Source organism: Stenotrophomonas sp. FBCC-B152 (assembly GCF_059134105.1).
The window spans coordinates 938,486-960,443 of sequence record NZ_CP101442.1; the positions used below are offsets into that span (position 1 = coordinate 938,486).

A 21,958-nucleotide genomic window follows, 5' to 3' on the forward strand; every position below is an offset into this window, starting at 1 on the left:
AGCACGCGGCGTTTACAGCCTCCATGCTGAAATCTGTACACGTGGTTCAGGATCCATGCGGTATCATCGCGCCCTGAGCGAGTGAATTCTCCTCCGACCGAGCAGCGCCAGGGCACGCGATAAGAAAGGGCGCCCAAAGCGCGGACCATCCCCTTTTTTATGCCACTGCCACGTAAAACGGTAGTGGCTTCGGAGTTCCCCATGTCCCAAGAATCCCCCACGCCGCTGCTGTTCGCAGACCTCGGCCTGTCCGACGCTGTGATGAAGGCCGTTGCCGCCGTCGGCTATGAAACCCCGTCGCCGATCCAGGCCGCCACCATCCCGGCGATGCTGGAAGGCCGCGACGTGCTGGGCCAGGCCCAGACCGGCACCGGCAAGACCGCCGCCTTCGCGCTGCCGGTCCTGTCCAACCTCGACTTCAACCAGACCAAGCCGCAGGTGCTGGTGCTGGCGCCGACCCGTGAACTGGCCATCCAGGTCGCCGAGGCGTTCCAGACCTACTCCTCGGGCATCCCCGGCTTCCGCGTGCTGCCGGTCTACGGCGGCCAGCCGTACGGCCAGCAGCTGCAGGCCCTGCGCCGTGGCGTGCACGTCATCGTCGGCACCCCGGGCCGCGTGATCGATCACCTCGATCGCGGCACCCTGGACCTGTCCGAGCTGAAGACCCTGGTGCTGGACGAAGCCGATGAAATGCTGCGCATGGGCTTCATCGACGACGTCGAAGCGGTCCTGAAGAAGCTGCCGGAAACCCGCCAGGTGGCGCTGTTCTCGGCCACCATGCCGTCGCAGATCCGCCGCATCGCGCAGACCTACCTGAAGAACCCGGCCGAAGTCACCATCGTCAGCAAGACCACCACGTCGGCCAACATCCGCCAGCGTTACTGGTGGGTGAGCGGCATGCACAAGCTGGACGCGCTGACCCGCATCCTGGAAGTGGAACCGTTCGACGCGATGATCATCTTCTCGCGCACCAAGGCGGCCACCGAAGAACTGGCCGAAAAGCTGCAGGCCCGTGGCCTGGCCGCTGCCGCCATCAACGGCGACATGCAGCAGGCGCAGCGTGAGCGCACCATCGGCATGCTGAAGGAAGGCAAGCTGGACATCCTGGTGGCTACCGACGTGGCCGCACGCGGCCTGGACGTGGAGCGCATCAGCCACGTGCTGAACTACGACATCCCGTACGACACCGAAAGCTACGTGCACCGCATCGGCCGCACCGGCCGTGCTGGCCGCACCGGCGATGCGATCCTGTTCGCCACCCCGCGCGAAAAGGGCATGCTGCGTGCGATCGAGCGCGCCACCCGCCAGCCGATCGAAGAGATGCAGCTGCCGAGCGTGGACGCGGTCAACGACACCCGCATCAACAAGTTCATGAGTCGCATCAGCGATGCGCTCGATGCCGGCGGCACCGACTTCTACCGCGACCTGCTGCAGAAGCTGGAAGGCGAGAAGAACGTGCCGGCGATCGACATCGCCGCCGCGCTGGCCAAGCTGCTGCAGGGCGATTCGCCGTTCCTGCTGACCCCGCCGGTGCGCGGTGCCCGTGAAGAACGTGCGCCGCACCAGCGCAATGATCGCAACGACCGTGGCGAGCGCCCGGCGCGTTTCGAACCGCGCTTCGAGCGTGGCCCGCGCCGTGAAGACGACCGTGGCCCGCGTCCGCCGCGTCCGGAAGGTGATTTCGGCGGTAACGACGGTGGTTTCGAGCGTGCCCCGCGGCGTGAGATCGCCCCGCGTGGCGAGCCGGAACCCGGCATGGAAACCTTCCGCATTGAAGTGGGCCATGTGCACGGCGTGAAGCCGGGCAACATCGTCGGCGCGATCGCCAACGAAGCCGGGCTGGAAAGCCGCTTCATCGGCCGCATCGACATCCGTGACGACTTCTCGATCCTGGATCTTCCGGCGGAAATGCCGGCCGACCTGCTCAGCCACCTGAAGAAGGTGTGGGTGTCGGGCCAGCAGCTCCAGATGCGCAAGGTCGAGCCGGGTGAAGACACCGCCGGCTCGGGCGCGGCGCGCCCGGCGTTCAAGCCGAAGTTCGGCCGCGGCGGCAAGCCGGGTGGTCCGGGTGGTCACCGTGGCCCGGGTGGCCCGGGCGGCAACGACCGTCCGCCGCGTCGTGATGGCTTCAAGCCGCGCGGCCCGCGCAACGGCTGATCGCTTCACATCGCAGCATCCCAACAACGCCAGCCTTCGGGCTGGCGTTGTTGTTTCAGGAACCTGAGCGGGTGTGATGGCAAACTTCGCGCCATTTCAACAGAGCTGGACCTAGCCTGCAGTGGCAGGGGACTATGCCAAGCACCCATGGGCACCGGAGGGATCTGTGATGCTGGGAGGCAGCAGGGATGTGGGTAGCACCGCCGTACCGCATGTAACGCGGGGTTTGACGCTGCGGTTCGTATTGCTTACCGGCATGGCGGTCGGGCTGGTGGCGCTGTCGGCGCTGATCCAGGAACTGCAGGGCGCGTCCACCGCCTGGATCGTGGGGCAGAGCCATTGGTCACGCAGCCAGCAGCATGCTTCCTTCGCACTCGAGAGATACCTCACATCAGGCAATCCGGCCGCACTGGCCGAAGCGCGCGCGGCGCTGCAGGTGCCGCTGGGTGATCTCGACGCACGCCGCGCGCTGGAACAGGACGATGTGGATGTCGCGCGGGCACGGCGCGGCTTCCTGCAGGGCGGCAACCAGCCGGGCGACATCAACCGGCTGATCCTGTCGTTCCGCTACCTGGGCCATCTCGGCTACTTCCGCGATGCGGTGCACCTGTGGCAGCAGACCGACCACGGCCTGGCTCAGCTGCAGGCGATGATGGACACCGCCGAAGCGCTGCATGCCGACGGCCGCGTGGAGCCGCCCATGCGCGAAGCGTTGCTGGTGCAGCTGCAGGCGCTGGACCGCAGCCTGCAGGCACAGGCCCGCGCATTCTCGCTGGCGCTGCTCAACACTGCCTCCATCGTGCGCATGGCCACGCTGATCGTCGGTGGCCTGTCGGTACTGCTCATCACCCTGGTGGCGGTGCTGCTGTCGCGGCGCGTGCGCAATGACCTGATCGATACCGAAAGCCGGTTCCGCGCCGCGTTCTACCAGGCCACGGTGGGCATGCTCAAGCTGGACCATGCCGGGGGCATCGTCGAGGCCAACCAGGCCATGGCCGATATCCTCGGTTATCGCCGCGACGCGCTGCTGGGCATGGAACTGCCGGAACTGCTGGTCGATGGCGAGCTGGTGCTGGACGAGGCCGGCGACATCGACTGGCCGCGCCAGCTGCGCCCGGGCGAACTGCGCTTCCGGCATGCCGACGGCGGCCTGCTGTGGGGACGCTGGAGCGGCACCCTGGTGCGCAGCCCCGGCCGCGATGTCTCGGTGTTCGCGATCATCGAAGACGTGTCGCAGAACCACGCGCTGGCGCGCGAAGTGGAGCACCACGCCAGCCACGATCCGTTGACCGGGTTGATCAACCGCCGCGAGATCGAGCGCCTGCTGGAGCTGGCGCTGCTGGATGTGCGTGCCCACGGCGGTACCCACAGCCTGTGTTACCTGGACCTGGACTACTTCAAGCTGGTCAACGATGGGCTTGGCCACGCCGCCGGTGACCAGCTGCTGCGCGGTTTCGCCGACTACCTGGAGGGCGCCGTGCGCGAGGGCGACTGGGTCGGCCGCATGGGCGGCGACGAGTTCGCGATGTTCCTGTCCGATGCCCGCCAGGAAGAAGCCAAGCAGGTGCTGCAGCGGATCGCACGCAACCTGGGGCAGGCCGGCTTCCAGCGCGACGACGGGTTGCCACGGGTCAGCTGCAGCATCGGGGTGGTGGAAATCACCGCGGACGTGGCCGACGTGAACTGGTTGATGAGCGCGGCCGACAGCGCGTGTTATGCGGCCAAGCAGGCCGGGCGCAACCGCGTCCATTGCTTCAACGAAAACCGGATGGCGCTGGAAGAGCGCCTGCTGGAGGCAGACCGGCTGGCCCATGTGTCCAGCGCGATCGCCGAAAACCGCATGCTGCTGTACGCCCAGCGCATCGAACAGGTCGGCGATCCCGGCTTCCTGCATTACGAGGTACTGGTGCGCATGCGCGATACCAACGGCCAGCTGCAGGGCCCGGGCGATTTCATGCCGGCGGTGGAGCGCTATGGCATGGGCATGGCGCTGGACCGGCACGTGCTGGGGCTGCTGTTCCGCCACCTGCAGCTGTGCCCGGCGCACGTGCAGCGGTTGGGCTTGTGCAACGTGAACATCTCGGCCCAGTCGATCGCCGAGCCGAGCTTCCTGGCGTTCGTCTGCGACCTGCTCGAGCGCAACCGAGGGCTGGCGCGCAAGCTGTGTTTCGAGATCACCGAGACCGCGGCGATCAGCAACCTGGACCAGGCGCGCAGCTTCGTGGAAGGGGTCAAGGCGCGCGGGTGCCGGGTGGCGCTGGATGATTTCGGTGCCGGGTTGTCCTCGTTCGGCTACCTGCGCCAGCTGCCGGCGGACATGCTCAAGATCGATGGGGTGTTCGTGCGCGACATGGATATCGACCCGGTCAGCCGTGCCACTGTGCGCGCCATCACCGAAATCGGCCGCGAGCTGCACATGAGCGTGACGGCCGAGTGGGTGGAGTCCGAAGAGATCGCCGCGCAGCTGCGGACCCTGGGCGTGGACGGCCTGCAGGGGTATGCCATCGAACGGCCGATGCCGCTGGAAAGGCTCACCCAGCCCTCGTTGTGGCGGGAGGCCCCGGTGCCGTCCAGCCGCCTTTCCTGAACTGTCACGTGCACCGGCGCGCCTTCTTGCGATAATCGCCACGGGGACGCCACGCGGTGTGCGTGGCGGTGCAGGGCGACAGGGTGATGGTGTGAGGCGCAGCGACAGCAGGATGCAGGGGATGAGCAGGGCCATTGGCTGGCTGGCCGGCCTGATGTGCCTGCTGCTGTCGGCCACGGCGTTGGCCGGCACGGCCCAGGTCGGGCGTGATGTGCTGCTGCTGGGGGCTGCCACCGACCAGCAGGCGCCACAACGCGCCTGCACCCCGGAAATGCTCGCCCACCACCAGGACATCCTCTCGATCCCGGCCCCTGCCGACGGCTGGTCCGGTGCGCCACAGGCGGTGGATGTGTTCGGAGTGCTGACCGGCGAGGTGCGCATCAGCCACGGCGACCGCCAGATCTGCGGCAACATGCACGATGCCCGCACCCGTGATTCGCGCTTCCGCGCGGGGGTTGGCATGGTGGTGGTGCCCAAGGCCGGCGAGCGCGAACCGATCGTGGTGTCCTGGGCCACGCCACTGAAATCGCGCTGGATTCCCACGGTACGGCTGGGCGCGCCCAGCCCCGTGCAGCAGAACGATACCGCCCGCCTGCTGGTGCGCGCGGCCTGCATCGCGGTGGCGATCGCGCTGGCGCTGTCGGCGCTGATGGGGTTCGTGACCGCCCGCGACCGCACCTTCCTCTACTACGTGGCGATCTGCGCGGTGTTCGTGCTGTGGCAGGCGGTGCTGGGTGGGTTGAGCGGCTACCCGGAGCCGTGGCTGCCGGTGCACGACCGCGCCTCGTGGTGGCTGGTGGCGCTGAGCGCGTTCGCGCTGGCGCTGCTGCTGCCGATCCTGTGGCGGCTCAATGGCGGGGCCCGGTTGTGGCCGGGCTCGGGCACCGGCCAGCGCGCGGTGCTGTGGGGGCTGGTGCTGGCCGGGTTGTGCGTGCCGTGGATGGGCACGGCCGGGCTGGCCTGGATGGCGGCCGCGCTGGAGGCGGTGTACGTGCTGGGCTGCGTGGTCTGCCTGGGGGTGGGCCTGTGGGCGCTGGTGCAGCGCGATGGCTATGCGGCGGCGGGGCTGTTCGCGCTGGCACCGTGGTGGATCCTGATCATTGCCGATGCGCTGCACGCGCACTGGCTGACCGCCTACCGGATCGAGGCGCTGCAGCTGTCGGCGACCTGGTTCCTGATGATGGCCGCCTACGCGCTCAACCTGCGCCTGGGCAAGCTTCGCCAGCAGCGCGACGAGATGCGCCAGCTGGCCGATACCGATGCGCTGACCGGGCTGCCCAACCGGCGCCACGGGCTGCACCTGCTGGCCCGCCACCTGGAACGGGCGGGCGCGGAGCAGCAGCCGCTGGCGATCGGCTTCCTGGACATCGATCTGTTCAAGGACATCAACGACCGCTTCGGCCATGAAGTGGGCGACCAGGTGCTGGTGGCGGTGGCGCGCGGCCTGCGCGGGGCGGTGCGGGTGCAGGACGACGTGATCCGCATGGGCGGCGAGGAGTTCCTGGTGCTGCTGCCCGGCGCCAGCCACGGGGCGGCGCTGGCCCGGCTGGAAAGCGTGCGCCGGCAGATTCCGGCGGTGACCGCGCCGTTGGGCATTTCGGGGCTGGCGGTGACGGTCAGCATCGGGCTGGCGGTGCTGCGCCCGGGCCGTGATGACCTGGCCGGGCTGCTGCGGCGCGCGGACCATGCGATGTACCGGGCCAAGCGTGCCGGCCGCGACCAGGTCTGCGACGGTGAACAGCCGCTGCCGGCGGATGATCCGCTGGTCGCCTGATGCCGCGCCGGACGGGGTTTTGCCGGATAATGGCGCGATGACAACCCGACTCAACAAGTTCATTGCCGAAACCGGCTTCTGTTCCCGGCGTGAAGCCGACCGCATCATCGGCGAGCGCCGCGTTACCGTGAACGGCCACCCGGCCGGTACCGGTGCGGTGGTCGGCGAGGGCGACGTGGTGCTGGTCGACGGCCAGCCGCTGCGCGCGCGCGAGGCGAAGAAGGCCGGCGGCCGCCGCCATGTGTACATCGCGCTGAACAAGCCGGTGGGCATCACCTGCACCACGGAGAGCGCGGTGAAGGGCAACATCGTCGACTTCGTGGGCCATGAGCAGCGCATCTTCCCGGTCGGCCGGCTGGACAAGGATTCGGAAGGCCTGATCCTAATGACCAGCAACGGCAACATCGTCAACCAGATCCTGCGCGCGGAAAACAACCACCAGAAGGAATACCTGGTGGCGGTGAACAAGCCGGTCACGGACGAGTTCCTGCGCGGCATGGCGCGCGGGGTGCGCATCCACAATGAAACGACGCTGCCGTGCCGGGCGTCGCGCATCGCCAAGTTCGGCTTCCGGATCGTGCTGCAGCAGGGCCTGAACCGGCAGATCCGGTTGATGGCGGCGGCGTTCGATTACCGGGTGACGCAGCTGCGCCGGGTGCGGATCGACAACGTCAAGATCGGGGCTCTCAAGCCGGGCCAGTGGCGCAACCTGACCGATGCGGAATTGAAGGGGCTGCTGCCGCAGCAGCAGGACTGGTAGGCCTGCACTTGCGGGTAACCAACGGCTAAGTAAGCTGGGCGCAGTTCCCGGATTCGACCTTTGCATGATCAAGCCCGAGAAGCCCGTCAACGAGGCCATCCGCCTGGCGGCGTTGTACCGATACCGCATCCTGGATTCGGAGAAGGAAAAATCCTTCGATGACCTGGTCACCATCGCCAAGGCGGTGTGTGGCGCGTCGATGGCGGCGGTGACGCTGATCGACGCGGAACGGCAGTGGTTCAAGTCCATCGAGGGGGTGGACGCGCGGGAGTTGCCGCGCTCGGAGTCGATGTGCGGGCACGCGATCCTGCAGCCGTGGGAGGTGATGGTGGTGGAAGACGCGCGCACGGACGTGCGCTTCCATGACAACCCGAACGTGACCGGGGATCCGAAGGTTCGTTTCTATGCGGGGGCGCCTCTGGTGAGTACGGAGGGCCTGCCGCTGGGCACGCTGTGCGTGTTCGATCCGCGGCCGCAACGGTTGGATGCGCAGCAGACGGAGGCCTTGGCGGCGCTGTCGCGGCAGGTGATGCTGGTGATGGAGCTGCGCCGTTTCGCGCTGGACATCCAGACGCACATGGTGGAGCGCGACGATTACGAGCGGTTGCTGAGCGAGTACCACGATGTGCTGCTGGCGCAGAACGCGGACCTGGCGGAGCAGAGCCGGACGGATGTGCTGACGGGGCTGCCGAACCGGCGGGCGATGGCGGTGGCACTGGATGCGTCGATGCTGGATGCGGACGGGCAGCCACGGCAGACGGCGGTGGCGCTGGTGGATATCGATCATTTCAAGCAGATCAACGATTTCAACGGGCACGCAACGGGCGACCGGGTGCTGGCGGAGTTGGGGGTGCTGCTGCGGGCGCAGTTCTCGGGCCGTGGGCTGGCGGCGCGCTACGGCGGGGAAGAGTTCGTGGTGCTGATGCCGGATACGGACCTGCGGACGGCGGAGCTGCAGTGCGATTTCCTGCGGATGGCCGTTTCCGACTTGCCGCTGGGATTTCCGGTGACGGTCAGTATCGGGGTCGCGGCGCATCGTTCAGGTGACACCGTGGAGCAGACGCTGGAGCGGGCGGATGCCGCTTTGTACCGGGCCAAAGGAAACGGGCGGAATCGGGTTGAGTTGGCGCCCTGAGGTCTAAAGCCCTGGGCTTCGGGCTTCCCCGGTTTGGCTGGCGGGTGCGGGTTTGCGGGACACGCCGTGAATCCGTCCATGGAGCAACTGTGTTGCTGAGAGGTCGGGCCGCTCCTCCAGCAGACGGGCATGGTAGTGCCGGCCGCTGGCCGGCAGCCTCTTGATGTCCCCCGTTGGCTGGCTTCAGGCTGGGATCGGTCCGCTTTCAGCGTCGCGCACACGGGCGTTGAGGATTACCAGCATCTTTCGCATCACCGCCACGATGGCCACCTTGCCTTCCTTGCCGCGAGCCCGCAGCGACCGGTAGAAATCCTTTAGCCGAGGCTCATGCCGCATGGCCGACATGGCAGCCATGTAAAGCACCTGACGGATCTCGGCTCTACCACCGTGGATACTTCGTTTCCCGCGCATCGTGCCGCTGTCGTGGGACATCGGTGCCACGCCGACCAGGCTGGCGATGGCCTTGCCGCTGATTCTGCCCAGCTCGGGCAGATAGCTGGCCAGCACCGCCTGTAGCGCAGGGCCGACGCCCTTCATCGACTTCAGTACGGCCAGTCGAGGCTGCTGTGCAACCTGTTCGCCGATCTGCGTTCCCAAGCGTGCGACCAGCGTCTGCAAGCGCGTAATGTTGGCCTGCAGTAGCCGACGCAATTCACGATCACCGACCATTTCCTGCTGCTGTCGCGCCACGGTCAGCGCCTGCATCGCCTGCCGGCGAGCCCGCACGAATTCCCGCATTCTTTGTTGCCAAGGCTCCAGCGGCTGGTAGGCGCGCAGCTTGACCAGCACGGCCATCTTCGCCAATGCGTAGGCATCCAAGCGATCTGTCTTGGCCACGTGGCCCATGCCCTGAGCCAGCCTACGGGCCCGCAGGGCATTGGCACGGACCACCGGACGACCGGCCTTGTGCAGGAAATCCAGCACGCGCTGCTCATAGCCACCGGTAGCCTCCAGCACGATCTGGTCTGCCGGGTGTTCTTTCAGCCAGACCTCCAATTCAGCAAAGCCAGCGGCGGTATTGCTGACCTGCAGAATTTCCCCGTCAGTCGTACCAACATCCAGCTGACGCTTGCTCACATCAATCCCGATCCCGTTCATCGCCAAACTCCGTATAGTCTGGAAGGGTCGAGAGCTCCCCCGCTTGCCCAGTCTTATCACTGCGAGTGTCAGCTCCAGCAACTGTTCGGGCGGATCAAGGGAGATTCCGGCGTGGGCGCCAAGCTCCATGGCGATCGTCGAGATCCAGGCTCTTACGGCGGCCCACGCCGGCTCTCGACGCCTACGCTGCCAGATTCCGAACAGATAAGGCTTGTCAAAAACATCCATGTTTTTGACAGTCCCGCAAACCCGCCCCCGCCAGCCTTTGACGCTTGGCCGGTGTGCCGGCAAAAAACATGACGATTGACTGGGTCAATCGCGTCATCAATCGCAATATCTGCGACCTATCGCTGCCATCCTGCACGGCCGTTTCCCTGCGGATTCCGCCCATGCTGCAGACCCTCGCCATCTCCAACTACCGCTCCCTGCACGATCTGGTCGTGCCGATGGGATCGCTGAACCTGGTCACCGGTGACAACGGCAGTGGCAAGTCGAGCTTGTATCGCGCGCTGCGGTTGCTGGCCGATACGGCGCGGGGCGGGGTGACGCCGTCGCTGGCACGGGAGGGCGGGTTCCAGTCGGCGCTGTGGGCCGGGCCGGAGACGCTGGACCGGCGGATGCTGTCGGGGGAGGTGCCGGTGCAGGGCGGGCCGCGGCAGAAGTCGGTGGCACTGCGGCTGGGTTTTGCGGCGGAGGATTTCGGGTATGCGATCGATCTGGGCTATCCGCTGGGCGATATCCATTCGATGTTCAACCTGGATCCGCAGATCAAGTGCGAGAGCATCTGGGCCGGACCGTTCCTGCGCAGCAGCACGGTGCTGGTGGAGCGGCGGGGGGCAATGGTGCGGCGGCGCAACGGGCGCAGCTGGGAGGTGCTGGAATCGAACCTGTCGGTGCACGAAAGCCTCTTCACGCAGGTAGCCGATCCGCAGCGGATGCCGGAGGTGCTGCGGCTGCGCGAGACGCTGCGCAGCTGGCGCTTCTATGATCACTTCCGCAGTGACCGGGATGCGCCGGCGCGGCAGGCGAGCCTGGCCACGCGCACGCCGGTGCTGAGCCACGATGGGCATGACCTGGCGGCGGCGTGGCGGACGATCGTGGAGATTGGCGATCCGGAGGCGCTGGCGGCTGCACTCGACGATGCGTTCCCCGGCGCGCGGGTGCATATCGAGCCGAACGAGGATCAGTTGAGCCTGAAGTTCCACCAGCCCGGGTTGCTGCGGCCGTTGGGCGCGGCGGAGCTGTCCGACGGGACGCTGCGCTATCTGTTGTTGATCGCGGCGCTGCACACGCCGCGCCCGCCGCCGTTGATGGTGCTCAACGAGCCGGAAACCAGCCTGCATCCGGACCTGTTGCCGGCGCTGGGGCGGTTGATCATCGGGGCGGCGGCGCGCAGCCAGGTGTGGGTGGTGTCGCATGCCAGCCGGTTGATCGCGGCGCTGCGCGAGGCGGAGCAGTGCACGTCGATCGCGCTGGAAAAGCAGATGAGCCGCACGACGCTGGTGGGCCAGGGGGTGCTGGACGTCCCGGCATGGTATTGGCCAGCGCGCTGATCAACCGATTCTGCATTGGCCCACCGGGTGGCTACCCACCGTTGGTGGGTACGCCCGTCAATCGGCGATGTTGCGCGCCTCGGAGGTGCCCAGGATCTCAGGGTGCTGCACCTTCCTGCGGCGGTTCAACAGCGGGTGCAGGAACACCGCACCGACGATGATCGCCACGCCGGCGTAGAACAGCGGGGTCAGTTCACGCTGTTCGCTGAGCAGGACCATGGCCAGCAGGATCGCGTAGACCGGTTCGAGGTTGGTGACCAGCTGCACGGTGTAGGCGCTGAGGTGGCGCAGGGCGACCAGCGCGAGGGCGAACGGGAGCAGGGTGCACACGCCGGCCAGGGCCAGCAGCAGCATGCTGTCGCGCAGGTCGGGTATTACCCACAGCGGGCTGGCCAGCGCCGGCAGCAGGAACGGCAGCAGCGGGGCGAGCAGGGTGAGGGTAAGGGTGCCTGCGCCCAGTTCGACCGCGGTAACGGTGAGCGGGTCGGCGTGGCTGACCAGGCGCTTGTTGAGCGAGCCGAAGATGGCCACCAGCAGTGCGGACATGGCACCGACCAGCACGCCCAGGCGCATGCCGTCGGGTACGCCGCCCACCACCAGGCCGACGCCGGGCAGCACGGCGATGCCGAAGGCCAGTTCGCGCAGCTGGAAGGGGCGCTTGGCCACCCACGGTTCAATGACGGCGGTGAACACCGGGGCCAGCGCGATGCAGGTGGCCGCGACCGAGGCATTGGCCAGCTTCACCGCGCCGTAGAAGGTGAGCCAGTGCAGGGCCACCAGCGCGCCCACGCCGCAGTAGCCGGCGAACAGGGCGGGGGAGAGCTGGCGCAGCCCGCGCCAGACGCGCGGCAGCAGGGCCAGCATGGCCACCACCAGCAGCATGCGCCACCACACCAGCGGCAGCGCGGGCAGGCTGATGAGCTTGCCGAGGATGGCGGTGACGCCCCACAGCAGCACGCAGAAGTGGATTTGCAGCAGTGCTTTGCGGGTGTCGGTCATCGGCATCCGCATATTGTGCGGCAATCGGCATCATGCGCCTACCTGCATCAACTGCCTGCGCAACGCCACGGCGGCGCCCGGGTTGCGGTGCTTGGCGGCGCCGATGAACAGCATGTAGACCTCGCGTGGGCCACGGGTCGGGGCATCGGTGGTGACGTGCGGCAGGTCGGGGTTGTCTTCGCCGCGTGCCCAGCGCATCGCGCGCAGGCACCACTGCTCCAGCGTGCGTTCGGGGTAGCCGGCACGCAGGTTGGCGCGCGACTGCATCAGGCGGGCGTAGACGAAGCTGGCGGTGGGGTCGGCGAAGCTGGGGTAATCCGGCGAGCCACTGAACACCAGCGCGGCGTCGTGCGCGCGCGCCACTGCGATCAGCTCGGGCGTCCACGCGGCGGCATTGCGGACTTCCAGTGCGTGCTGCAACGCCCGCCCGCCGACCTTGCGCGGCAGCGCGTCGAGGAACCGATCGAACTCCTGCGCACCGGCCGGATGCTTTTCGCCGAACTGCCACACCAGCGGCCCCAGCCGGTCCTCCAGCGCGCTGATGCCCTGGATGAAGCCGTCGGCGCGCGCGCCGGCGGCGGCCAGGTCGTGGCTCTGGGTGACCGTGCGCGGCGCCTTGGCTGAGAACCGGAAACCGGGCGGGGTCTGCTCGCGCCATTGCGCGTACACCGCCGGCTTCTGCGCGCGGTAGAAGGTGCTGTTGATCTCGATGCAGCCCAGCTGCCGGCTGGCATGGGCCAGCTCTTCGCGCTGCGGCAGCCCGGCCGGGTAGAAGGTGCCGCCGCGCCAGCCCGGGAACACCCAACCGCCGATGCCGGTGAAGATCGGCCCGGGGGATGCGTGCTTCAAAGGCCGGCCTCGCGCCACGGATCGTAGCTGCCGAACCACCAGAGATGCCCTTCGGGGTCGCGGCAGGCGTAGCCGCGGCCGCCGTAGTCCTGGTCGGCGATGTCGATGACCAGCTCGGCGCCGGCAGCGACCGCGCGCTCGTAGTGGGCATCGGGGTCGGTGACGATCACGCAGGCGCTCTGGGTTTCGCGGCCCTGGATTTCATCCGGCTGCACCACCAGCTTGCCCCACTCGCCGCCGTTGTCGACCGAGCCGAGCATGATCATGCCGGTGCCGTACACCAGTTGGGCGTGGTACACGAGGTCGCCTTCGGCGTACACGGCCTGCGCCGTGAACCCGAACGCCCGCTCCAGCCAGGCGATGGCCGCGCGGGCATCGCGGTAGCGCAGGCAGGGAATGATGGTGGAACCGGACTCGGTGGGTGCGGTCATGCGGGTGCTCCGGGGTGGGCGGCTTCTGGCACAGGCGAGCCTGCAACCGGCCGCGTTACCATCGCGCGAAACCTGGCGTAACCGGCCCATTGGTGGCCTCGACGCCCCTGCAACATGCAACCGGAGACACTGTTTGAACACATCCTGGATCGGAGGCCTTGTGCTGCTGGCATGCGCACCCCTGGCGTCGGCAGCCGTGCCGACCGAGCTGCAGCGGCTGGATGCCACGGTGGAACGCGTGCGCAGTCAGTTCGACATTCCCGGCATCGCGGTGGCGGTGGTCAAGGACGGCCAGATTGTCTTCGAGCGCGGCTATGGCGTACGCGAGCTGGGCAAGCCGGCACCGGTCGAGGCCGATACGCTGTTTGCCATCGCCTCCAACACCAAGGCGTTCACGGCGACCTCGCTGAACCTGCTGGCCGAGCAGGGCAAGCTGAAGATGGACGACCGGGTGATCGACCACCTGCCGTCGTTCCGCATGTCCGATCCGTACGTAACCGGCGAGATGCGCATCCGCGACCTGCTCTCGCACCGCAGCGGGCTCAGCCTGGGCGCGGGCGACCTGCTGTTCTGGCCCACCACCAACTACAGCAATGCCGAGGTGGTGCAGCGGCTGGGCAAGGTGCCGCTGAAGGCCGGCTTCCGCGACCGCTACGCCTACGACAACATCCTGTATGCGGTGGCCCAGCAGGTGATCGAACAAGTCTCCGGGCAGTCCTACGCGGACTTCCTGCAGCAGCACATCTTCACCCCGGTGGGCATGGCCGGCACCCGCTTCAATGCCGACCACCTGAAGCCGGGCGACAAGGCGGCCACCGGGCATGCCAAGTTCGATTTCACCGAGCTGCGCACGGTGGCGCCGCTGACCTGGTCCAACAACGCCGGTGCCGGCGGGGTGTATTCCAGCGTGCACGACATGGCGCGCTGGATGAACGTGCAGCTGGCGCAGGGCAAGCTGGAGAATGGCACGGCGCTGTTCAGCCCCAAGAGCCAGCAGGCGATGTGGCAGATGATCACCCCGCAGGTGGTGCCCGAGCCGAGCGTGCCGGCGCTGGCTGTGGCGCGCCCGAATTTCGCCGGCTACGGCGAGGGCTGGAGCCTGAGCGACTACCGCGGGCAGAAACTGGTGTGGCACACCGGCGGCTGGCCGGGCATGGTGTCGCGGGTGACGTTGGTGCCGGAGCAGAAGCTGGGCATCGTGGTGCTGACCAACCAGGAAGTGGGCGCGGCGTTCAACGCGGTCACCATGGACGTGCTGGATGCGTATCTCAAGGCGCCGGCCACCGACTGGGTGGCGGCGTATGCCGCTGCGGTAGCCAAGGCGCAGGACAAGGCCGATGAGGGCTGGGCCGCGCACCAGGCCGCACGCGATCCGAAATCCACCCCATCGCTGCCGCTGGCCCGCTACGCCGGCACCTACCGCGACCCGTGGTATGGCGAGGTATTCGTGGAGCAGCGCGCCGGCACGCTGCGCCTGCGCTTCGGCAAGACGGCGCAGCTGGTGGGCACGATGGAGCACTGGCAGCACGATACGTTCATCGTGCGCTGGGACGACCGCTCGCTCAACGCCGATGCGTTCGCGAACTTCAGCCTGGATCCGGACGGCAAGGTGCGCGAGGTGCGCATGCAGCCGGTGTCGTCGCTGACCGACTTCAGTTTCGATTTCCAGGACCTTGTGCTCACCCCGGTGGACGCCGACAAGGCGAAATAAGCACTGCGTGAAAACAAATGGCAGGCCGCGGTGGGATAATCGCGGCCTGCCTGTTTTCCGGGAAATGGAATGTTCCGCTGGTTCGAGTCGCTGATTCCCGTATTTCCGCCGATCGACGCGCGCATGCCGCCGCGCCGGGTGCTGCCGTTCTACCTCCACTACCTGCGCCCGGTCTGGCCGGTGCTGCTGGCCACGCTGATCGCCGGGCTGCTGCTGGCGCTGGTGGAAGTGGCCATGTTCGATTTCCTGGGCCGCATCGTCGACATGGTCAGCGAGCAGCCGGATGCGGGCTTCTTCGCCCGGCATGCGGACACGCTGCTGTGGATGGCGGCGATCACGCTGGTGGCACGGCCGGTGCTGGTGGGCCTGCACAACCTGCTGGTCAACCAGGCCATCGTGCCGGGCCTGAGCAACCGCTCGCGCTGGCTGATGCACAACTACGTGGTACGCCAGAGCCTGTCGTTCTTCCAGAATGATTTCGCCGGCAGCATGGCCAACCGGGTCATGCAGACCGGTACGTCGCTGCGCGAGTCGGCGGTGCAGATGGTGGATTCGCTGTGGTACATCGTGGTGTACACCGGCACGGCGCTGTACCTGTTCGCGCAGGCGGACTGGCGGCTGATGATCCCGCTGGTGCTGTGGTTGGCCGCGTATGTGGTGATCATGGTGTACTTCGTGCCGCGCGCGAAGGAGCGGGCCTGGATCGCGTCCGAAGCGCGTTCCAAGGCGATGGGCCGGATCGTCGATGGCTACACCAACATTCCAACGCTGAAGCTGTTCGCCCACGGCGGGCGCGAGCAGGCCTACGTGGCCGAGGCGATCGAGGAGCTGGCGGTGAAGCACCGCCGGCAGACCCGGATCACCACCGGCATGGACCTGACCATCGCGATCGTCAACGGTTTCCTGATTGCGGGTACCTGCGGGCTGGCGCTGTGGCTGTGGAGCCACGGCAACATCACGGTCGGGGCGATCACGCTGGCCACTGGCCTGGTGATCCGCATCCACAACATGTCCGGTTGGATCATGTGGACGATCAACGGCATCTTCGAGGACATCGGCACGGTGCAGGACGGCATCACCACCATTTCGCAGCCGCTGAGCGTGCAGGATCGCGCCGACGCGGTGCCGCTGGTGGTGCGCGAGGGCGGGGTGCAGTTCGATGACATCCACTTCCACTATGGCAAGCAGGGCGGGGTGATCGCCGGGCTGGACCTGACGGTGAAGCCGGGCGAGAAGATCGGGCTGGTGGGTCCGTCGGGGGCGGGCAAGTCGACGCTGGTGAACGTGCTGCTGCGCCTGTACGACCTGGAAAGCGGGCACATCCGCATCGACGGGCAGGACATTGCGGCGGTGACCCAGGAAAGCCTGCGCCGGCAGATCGGCGTGGTCACCCAGGACACGTCACTGCTGCACCGCTCGATCCGCGACAACCTTCTCTACGGGCGGCCGGATGCCACCGAGGAACAACTGCGTGCGGCGGTGAGCAAGGCGCGCGCGGCGGCCTTCATCGACACGTTGCGCGACGCCGAAGGGCGGCAGGGCTACGACGCGCATGTGGGCGAGCGCGGGGTGAAACTCTCCGGCGGCCAGCGCCAGCGCATCGCGATCGCGCGGGTGCTGCTGAAGGACGCGCCGATCCTGGTGCTGGACGAGGCGACCTCGGCGCTGGATTCGGAAGTGGAAGCGGCGATCCAGGACAATCTGGACGAGCTGATGGCGGGCAAGACGGTGATCGCCATCGCCCACCGCCTGTCCACCATCGCCCGCATGGACCGGCTGGTGGTGATGGACCAGGGCCGCATCGTGGAAACCGGCACGCACGCCGAGCTGGTCGCCGCCGGCGGCCTGTACGCGCGTTTGTGGGCGCGCCAGACCGGCGGATTCGTTGCGGCGGATGCTGGGTAACGGCAACGGCAACGGCAACGGCAACGGCAACGGCAGCGTTTCAGTTGTTCCGTGTGGGACGGTCGACGGGCAGCCCCCTGCGGGACACGCCGTGAATCCATCCATGGAGGCTTGTCAAAAACATCCATGTTTTTGACAGTCCCTACGGGGGCTGCCCGCCGACCGTCCCCGACAGAGGGGCGCGCGCGGAGGGAGAGAGCAGCGACGCATGGCGTCGCTCTACGTAGGGTCGTTTCCCAAACGACTGCCGTGAACATATCAACGCCCGGTAACGCATGAAAATAATCAACGCCGCGTAGAGCGACGCCCTGCGTCGCTGCCTTTCCCATCCGCCCACGCGATGCATGAGGGGAGGCCGGCGGGTAACCTCCGTAGGGACTGTCAAAAACATGGGTCCGGCGCATGCGCCGGACGGGTTGGGCAGGACGCTCAACCCCGGCCTTGCCGTGTACGCAGGATTGCGTACACGCGCAAGTTTTTGCCAAGCCTACAAGGACGTACTTGCGGCGTGTCCCGTAGGGGGTTGCCCGCCGGCCTCCCCAGCACGTAACACCAGAAACGCTGCTCTACGCGTGAAACAAAAACGGCCCGGTAATCACCGGGCCGTTTGCGTTTCACGAAGAGCGTCAGATCACTCGATCGGCTGATCCAGCATCAGCTGCCGGGCGAAGCGCACCGGCGGGGCGCCGTAGGACAGCATCTGGTCGTGGTAGGCCTTCAGGTTGAACTTGTCGCCCTGCTTTTCCTGCACCGCCTTGCGCGTGTCGAAGTGTTCCTGCGCGCCGACGAAGTAGGTCGGCAGCTGCGCCGAGGTCAGCTGCGCGCGCACCCACTTGCCCGATGCCTCGCTTTCCTGCTGGAACGCATCGTGGGTCATCAGCTGCATCGCCTGCTCACGCGTCCAGTTGTCCACGTGCACGCCCTGGTCCAGGATCGCGTTGGAGATCGTGCGCAGGTAGAACTTCAACTGCACCAGGTGGAACAGCGGATCGTTGTCCAGGTAACCCTGTTCCTGCATCATCCGCTCGGTGTACACCGCCCAGCCTTCGGCGAACAGGCCCGAACGCAGCACCGCGCGCAGCGTGGACGGGAACTTGCCCGAATGCCAGCCTTCCAGGTAATGGCCCGGCGTGCCTTCGTGGATGCTGAGCAGGTGGATCATGCGGCTGTTGTATTCGCGCAGGAACGAATCGACCTGCTTGTCGGTCCAGTCGTCCGGAATCGGCGACACCGCGTAGAAGGTCTTCAGGTTCTTGTCCAGCGGGCCCGGCGAATCGCAGTAGGCCACGGCCACGCCGCGCTGGAATTCGGGCATCAGGATGATGTCCACCGGCGCATCGGGCAGGGTCATCAGGTCATGCTTGCGCACGAACTCGGTGGACTGCGCCAGCGCGGCCTTGGCATCGTCGACCACCTTGTCGCGCGCCGGCTTGTCCGCGTAGGCCAGCTCCAGCGCCGCTTCGATCGCCGCCTGCTGCTGTTCGTCGGTCGGATTGGCCGGAAGCGCCGGGGCACCCGGCTTGCCATTCAGTACCGTCTGCGCGATGCCGTACATGTCCTGGCGCACGCGCTTGAGTTCGGCGCGGGCACGTTCGCCGATCTCGGCGCGCGACAGCGACGAGTTCAGCGCGAACTTCAGCTTCTGGTCGTACAGCTCGGCACCAATGCGGAAATCGCCCTTGGCGTTCGGCACCAGCGTCTTGTCCAGCCACGTCTGCTGCTCGTCCACCGCCTTCTTCAGGCCATCGATGGCCGCCTGCAGGCGCTTGCCGTCCTCGGCCGGCAGTTCGCCGATGTGCGGGGTGATGAAGGTATCGACGATGCTGAGGATGCCCTTGTTCTGCTTGGCCACCGTTTCGGCGTGGATCTTCGGCACGCGGGCCGGGTCCAGGTTCTCGCGGGCCTGGGCGAAGATCTGCGGCAGCTTCTCCATGCGCGCGGTGGCCGACTTCAGGCGCTCGGGCAGCGGCGCGAATTCACGGGCCATCAGGCCGTACAGCGCACTGCCGGCGGTGCCGTTGTAGATCTGCGGGTCCCACTTGGACGCCTGCAGCACTTCGGCGTTCCAGATCTCGGACTGCAGCTGGTTGCGCAGGATGGCCGCGTCCACCTGGTTTTCGCGCGAGAGCTTGCTCACCTCGACCTTGTCCAGCTCGCCGAGCAGGCCCTTGTAGGCGGTCAGCATCTTCTGTTGGCCGGCCGCGCTCAGGTCGTCGACCTCGCTGTCGTAGCGGTGATCGCCGATCTGGGTGGCGCTGATCGGCGACAGCTGCATCCAGGTGTCCAGGGCGCGCTTGGACAGGTCGGCGAAGGCGGCGTCCACGGCCGCATCGGCGGCGGGGGCGGCTGCCGAGGTACCGGCCGGGGCGGTGGGGGCGTCGGCCTGCTGGCAGCCACCCAGGGCGGCGATCAGGGCGAGGGCAAGAAGATGCTGGCGCATCGGCGATCCTGTGCTGTGGACAATCGCCCAGCATAGGCGCTGCCGCCGGGGTGCCGCCCGTGCCATTGGATTACCATGGCCCTTTCCCGCCGGGAGGTATGCCATGCAGTACGAAGGAAGCTGCCATTGCGGGCAGATCGCGTTCGTGGTCCAGGCCGATGCACCCATCACCGAGGTGCTGGACTGCAACTGCTCGCTGTGCCGGCGGCGCGGCGGGCTGCTCTGGTTCGGCCCGCGCGCGGCGCTGACCCTGAACACGGACCCGGCGGCGCTGGCCACCTACCAGTTCAACAAGCACCACCTGCAGCATCATTACTGCCGCGACTGCGGCATTGCCCCGTTCAGCGAGGGCGTGGACCCGCGCAGCGGGCAGGCGATGGTGGCGGTGAACGTGCGCTGCCTGCCCGGGCTGGAACTGGGTGGGCTGAAGATCAATTTCTACGATGGAGCCAGCGTGTGACGACAGGGACGATGTGGCGCGGTTGCGCCGTGGCAGGGATGCTGTTGCTGACGCTTGCCGGATGCAGTGGCAAGCAGCATGCGGAGATGGCCAGTGCCGGTGCGGCCGGCGCGGTGGCCTCGCCGGAAGGCGCCGCCCTGGCGTATGAGCACGAGGTGGACATCCAGCTCGATGCCGCGCAGATCGGGCCGCGGGTGAAGCAGATCAGCGAGGCCTGCCAGTCCAGCAGGTTCGGCGACTGCGCCGTGCTGCAGGTCGGCCAGCAGGGCGGCGAGTATCCGTCCGGCTCGATCCGGGTGCGGATCGCGCCCAAGGGCGTGGAGCCGCTGATCGGCCTGGCCGGGCAGGGCGGCGATGTCGCCTCGCGCAACACCCAGGCCGAAGATCTCGCCCAGCAGGTCGCGGATACCGCGCTGACCAAGGCGCGGCTGCAGAAGGAACACGAACGGCTGCTGGCCTACCAGGATGACAAGGGCATCAAGGTGGCCGACCTGCTGGTCATCACCCAGCGGATGTCCGAGATCGAGGCAGGGCTGGAGCAGGCCAACAAGGACGCCGCCAACCAGCGACGCCGGATCGACACCCAGCTGCTGACGCTGCGCTTCCAGACCCCTTCGGGCCAGCGCAGCCGCAGCGAGATCGCCGAGGCGTTCAGCGAATTCGGCGCCACGCTCACCAGCAGCGTGGCCTTCGTGATCCGCGCCGTGGCGGCACTGTTGCCGGTAACCGTTGTGCTCTGGCTGGTGGGCTGGATTGCGCTGAAGCTGTGGCGTCGCCGCCGCTCGCGCGGTTAGCCCTCGTCGGTTTCGTATTCGACAAACACATCCAGTTCCAGCGCCAGCTCCTGCACCGCATCGCGCACCTTCTGCGCGGTGCTTTCATTGCCGACCTCGACTTCCAGCTCATGCGTACCCGGCCCGATGTCATCGGACAGGCCGGCCGAGCTGGAATCGTCGTCGTCCATGTGCGGCATCAGGTCGTCGGTTTCCTCGACGTGCTCGATGCCCTCGATGCCCTGGAGCAGGTCGCTGATGGCGCGCGCATCGTCTTCGGTACCGGTGATCCTGAGTCGCAGCATGGCCATGGGAAGGTCTCGTGGGAGTGGGGATTCCACCGTAACGATGCGCCGGGCAAAAGCGGGTGAATGTCCTTCACCCGGCCGGCGGCAACCCCAACAGTTCATCCGGCAACGCCGGTACCGGCGTGCGTTCGTCCTGGGCTTCGCGCTTGAGCCAGTCCATGAATGCCACCGCCGTCGGGCTGAGTGGCCGGTGTTCTGCGTGCACGATGTAGTACGCGTACCGTGCCTTCAACGCCGGCCCGGGCAGCCGCACCAGTTCGTAGCGCTGCAGGTACGGCTGGGCGATGTGCTTGCGCGCCAGCACCGCGCCGATGCCATACACCGCCGCGCGCATCGCATCGGTGCTGTCGCTGAAGATGTGCTGCGCGGTCAGGTCCAGGCCGCGCACCCCGGCAGCCCGGAACCAGTCGCGCCAGCCCTGTGGCGACATGTCGCTGACCAGCGGCAGCGTGGCGATCTGCGCGGGCTCGCGCAGCGCCGACACCCCGGGCAGGGCCGGTGACGCCACCGGGCACAGTTCGTCGTCCATCAGGTGGTGGGCGGCCAGGCCCGGCCATTGGCCCAGCCCGTAGCGGATGCCCAGTTCCGGCCCGTTCTCGTCGAAGCGCACCAGCTCGCTGCTGGTCTGCAGCTCGATGCGCATGCGCGGGTGCAGACGGGTGAAACGCGGCAACCGAGGCACCAGCCAGCAGTAGGACAGGGAGCGCAGGGTGGTGATCCGCAGCGGCACCACATCGGCCTGCGGATGCAGGTTGCCGGCCACCGCGTTGATGTCGCTCAGGGCGGCTGCCGCGGCATCGGCCAGCTGGCGGCCCTCGGCGGTCAGGCGCACACCACGGGCGTGGCGCTGGAACAGCACCGTGCCCAGCAGCGATTCCAGCCGCCGCACGTGGTGGCTGACCGCGCTGGCGGTGAGGTGCAGCTCCTCGGCGGCATGGGCGAAATTCTGGTGGCGCGCGGCAACCGCGAACACCCCCAGCGCGGGCAACAGGGCAGGGCGCAGGATCATGGCGAGACC

Annotated in this window: 17 protein-coding genes; 10 read left to right on the top strand and 7 right to left on the bottom strand. The window is 67.4% G+C overall.

What is annotated here, in order from left to right; genetic code table 11:
* Positions 1 to 201: 201 nt before the first annotated feature.
* The 5 genes from NMB40_RS04590 to NMB40_RS04610 all read left to right on the top strand — a co-directional run bounded on the left by NMB40_RS04590 (position 202) and on the right by NMB40_RS04610 (position 8,413).
* Positions 202 to 2,157 carry a DEAD/DEAH box helicase gene (locus tag NMB40_RS04590; RefSeq protein WP_494360292.1) on the top strand — a complete coding sequence of 652 codons (1,956 nt, stop codon included), beginning with the start codon at positions 202 to 204 and terminating at the stop codon, positions 2,155 to 2,157.
* A gap of 169 nt (positions 2,158 to 2,326) precedes the next feature.
* Entirely contained in the window at positions 2,327 to 4,744 is a 2,418-nt protein-coding gene (locus NMB40_RS04595; protein WP_494360293.1) for a putative bifunctional diguanylate cyclase/phosphodiesterase, read from the top strand.
* A gap of 154 nt (positions 4,745 to 4,898) precedes the next feature.
* A complete protein-coding gene (locus NMB40_RS04600) occupies positions 4,899 to 6,518 on the top strand; it encodes a sensor domain-containing diguanylate cyclase (protein WP_494361034.1) in 1,620 nt (539 codons plus the stop codon).
* Positions 6,519 to 6,555: 37 nt separating this feature from the next.
* Positions 6,556 to 7,278, top strand: a complete 723-nt coding sequence (locus NMB40_RS04605) for a pseudouridine synthase (protein WP_093533149.1) — start codon at positions 6,556 to 6,558, stop codon at positions 7,276 to 7,278.
* Between the two features lie 64 nt (positions 7,279 to 7,342).
* Positions 7,343 to 8,413, top strand: coding sequence for a sensor domain-containing diguanylate cyclase (locus NMB40_RS04610; RefSeq protein ID WP_494360294.1), 1,071 nt, complete (start codon positions 7,343 to 7,345; stop codon positions 8,411 to 8,413).
* A gap of 183 nt (positions 8,414 to 8,596) precedes the next feature.
* On the opposite strand, the gene NMB40_RS04615 is transcribed toward NMB40_RS04610, so the two are convergent.
* Positions 8,597 to 9,511 carry an IS110 family transposase gene (locus NMB40_RS04615; protein WP_494361035.1) on the bottom strand — a complete coding sequence of 305 codons (915 nt, stop codon included), beginning with the start codon at positions 9,509 to 9,511 and terminating at the stop codon, positions 8,597 to 8,599.
* A 389-nt stretch (positions 9,512 to 9,900) separates the two neighbouring features.
* Between NMB40_RS04615 and NMB40_RS04620 the strand changes: the two genes are divergently transcribed.
* On the top strand, positions 9,901 to 11,064 hold the full coding sequence (locus NMB40_RS04620) for an AAA family ATPase (protein WP_494361036.1): 1,164 nt from the start codon (positions 9,901 to 9,903) through the stop codon (positions 11,062 to 11,064).
* Positions 11,065 to 11,121: 57 nt separating this feature from the next.
* Here the strand turns inward: NMB40_RS04620 and NMB40_RS04625 are convergent, their stop codons facing one another.
* Genes NMB40_RS04625 through NMB40_RS04635 form a run of 3 tightly spaced genes read right to left on the bottom strand, consistent with a single transcriptional unit; the run spans position 11,122 to position 13,343 of the window.
* Positions 11,122 to 12,069 (bottom strand): DMT family transporter, encoded by a 948-nt coding sequence (locus NMB40_RS04625; RefSeq protein WP_494360295.1) that lies wholly within the window; start codon positions 12,067 to 12,069, stop codon positions 11,122 to 11,124.
* A gap of 24 nt (positions 12,070 to 12,093) precedes the next feature.
* Entirely contained in the window at positions 12,094 to 12,912 is an 819-nt protein-coding gene (locus tag NMB40_RS04630; protein WP_494360296.1) for a DUF72 domain-containing protein, read from the bottom strand.
* Positions 12,909 to 13,343, bottom strand: a complete 435-nt coding sequence (locus NMB40_RS04635) for a VOC family protein (protein ID WP_494360297.1) — start codon at positions 13,341 to 13,343, stop codon at positions 12,909 to 12,911. The genes NMB40_RS04630 and NMB40_RS04635 overlap by 4 nt, the downstream gene beginning before the upstream one ends.
* A gap of 160 nt (positions 13,344 to 13,503) precedes the next feature.
* Here NMB40_RS04635 and NMB40_RS04640 point away from each other — a divergent pair, with 160 nt between their 5' ends.
* Together NMB40_RS04640 and smrA are read left to right on the top strand one after the other, a co-directional pair.
* Positions 13,504 to 15,054 carry a serine hydrolase gene (locus NMB40_RS04640; RefSeq protein ID WP_494360298.1) on the top strand — a complete coding sequence of 517 codons (1,551 nt, stop codon included), beginning with the start codon at positions 13,504 to 13,506 and terminating at the stop codon, positions 15,052 to 15,054.
* Between the two features lie 69 nt (positions 15,055 to 15,123).
* On the top strand, positions 15,124 to 16,959 hold the full coding sequence (smrA, locus tag NMB40_RS04645) for a multidrug efflux ABC transporter SmrA (protein WP_494360299.1): 1,836 nt from the start codon (positions 15,124 to 15,126) through the stop codon (positions 16,957 to 16,959).
* 631 nt (positions 16,960 to 17,590) lie between these two features.
* Here the strand turns inward: smrA and NMB40_RS04650 are convergent.
* Positions 17,591 to 19,399 carry a DUF885 domain-containing protein gene (locus tag NMB40_RS04650; RefSeq protein ID WP_494360300.1) on the bottom strand — a complete coding sequence of 603 codons (1,809 nt, stop codon included), beginning with the start codon at positions 19,397 to 19,399 and terminating at the stop codon, positions 17,591 to 17,593.
* 103 nt (positions 19,400 to 19,502) lie between these two features.
* On the opposite strand from NMB40_RS04650, the gene NMB40_RS04655 reads away from it, so the two are divergent.
* Together NMB40_RS04655 and NMB40_RS04660 are read left to right on the top strand one after the other, a co-directional pair.
* Complete coding sequence (locus tag NMB40_RS04655) at positions 19,503 to 19,859, top strand: GFA family protein (RefSeq protein WP_494360301.1); 357 nt, start codon at positions 19,503 to 19,505, stop codon at positions 19,857 to 19,859.
* 38 nt (positions 19,860 to 19,897) lie between these two features.
* Entirely contained in the window at positions 19,898 to 20,653 is a 756-nt protein-coding gene (locus tag NMB40_RS04660; protein WP_494360302.1) for a DUF4349 domain-containing protein, read from the top strand.
* On the opposite strand, the gene NMB40_RS04665 is transcribed toward NMB40_RS04660, so the two are convergent.
* The gene (locus NMB40_RS04665; RefSeq protein ID WP_282246784.1) at positions 20,650 to 20,943 is read right to left on the bottom strand and encodes a hypothetical protein; all 294 of its coding nucleotides are present in this window, start codon (positions 20,941 to 20,943) and stop codon (positions 20,650 to 20,652) included. The two genes, NMB40_RS04660 and NMB40_RS04665, sit on opposite strands and share 4 nt — an antisense overlap.
* A gap of 67 nt (positions 20,944 to 21,010) precedes the next feature.
* Positions 21,011 to 21,949 (bottom strand): LysR substrate-binding domain-containing protein, encoded by a 939-nt coding sequence (locus tag NMB40_RS04670; protein WP_494360303.1) that lies wholly within the window; start codon positions 21,947 to 21,949, stop codon positions 21,011 to 21,013.
* Between the last annotated feature and the right edge of the window lie 9 nt (positions 21,950 to 21,958).

What these genes read in the sequence shown, in the direction of transcription:
- NMB40_RS04600 (WP_494361034.1), top strand. Translation starts at nt 4,899, where the DNA reads ATGTGCCTGCTGCTGTCGGCCACGGCGTTGGCCGGCACGGCCCAGGTC.
- smrA (WP_494360299.1), top strand. Translation starts at nt 15,124, where the DNA reads ATGTTCCGCTGGTTCGAGTCGCTGATTCCCGTATTTCCGCCGATCGAC.
- NMB40_RS04610 (WP_494360294.1), top strand. Translation starts at nt 7,343, where the DNA reads ATGATCAAGCCCGAGAAGCCCGTCAACGAGGCCATCCGCCTGGCGGCG.
- NMB40_RS04655 (WP_494360301.1), top strand. Translation starts at nt 19,503, where the DNA reads ATGCAGTACGAAGGAAGCTGCCATTGCGGGCAGATCGCGTTCGTGGTC.
- NMB40_RS04665 (WP_282246784.1), bottom strand. Translation starts at nt 20,943, where the DNA reads ATGGCCATGCTGCGACTCAGGATCACCGGTACCGAAGACGATGCGCGC.
- NMB40_RS04590 (WP_494360292.1), top strand. Translation starts at nt 202, where the DNA reads ATGTCCCAAGAATCCCCCACGCCGCTGCTGTTCGCAGACCTCGGCCTG.
- NMB40_RS04620 (WP_494361036.1), top strand. Translation starts at nt 9,901, where the DNA reads ATGCTGCAGACCCTCGCCATCTCCAACTACCGCTCCCTGCACGATCTG.
- NMB40_RS04605 (WP_093533149.1), top strand. Translation starts at nt 6,556, where the DNA reads ATGACAACCCGACTCAACAAGTTCATTGCCGAAACCGGCTTCTGTTCC.
- NMB40_RS04660 (WP_494360302.1), top strand. Translation starts at nt 19,898, where the DNA reads ATGCTGTTGCTGACGCTTGCCGGATGCAGTGGCAAGCAGCATGCGGAG.
- NMB40_RS04625 (WP_494360295.1), bottom strand. Translation starts at nt 12,069, where the DNA reads ATGCCGATGACCGACACCCGCAAAGCACTGCTGCAAATCCACTTCTGC.
- NMB40_RS04595 (WP_494360293.1), top strand. Translation starts at nt 2,327, where the DNA reads ATGCTGGGAGGCAGCAGGGATGTGGGTAGCACCGCCGTACCGCATGTA.
- NMB40_RS04650 (WP_494360300.1), bottom strand. Translation starts at nt 19,399, where the DNA reads ATGCGCCAGCATCTTCTTGCCCTCGCCCTGATCGCCGCCCTGGGTGGC.
- NMB40_RS04635 (WP_494360297.1), bottom strand. Translation starts at nt 13,343, where the DNA reads ATGACCGCACCCACCGAGTCCGGTTCCACCATCATTCCCTGCCTGCGC.
- NMB40_RS04615 (WP_494361035.1), bottom strand. Translation starts at nt 9,511, where the DNA reads ATGAACGGGATCGGGATTGATGTGAGCAAGCGTCAGCTGGATGTTGGT.
- NMB40_RS04670 (WP_494360303.1), bottom strand. Translation starts at nt 21,949, where the DNA reads ATGATCCTGCGCCCTGCCCTGTTGCCCGCGCTGGGGGTGTTCGCGGTT.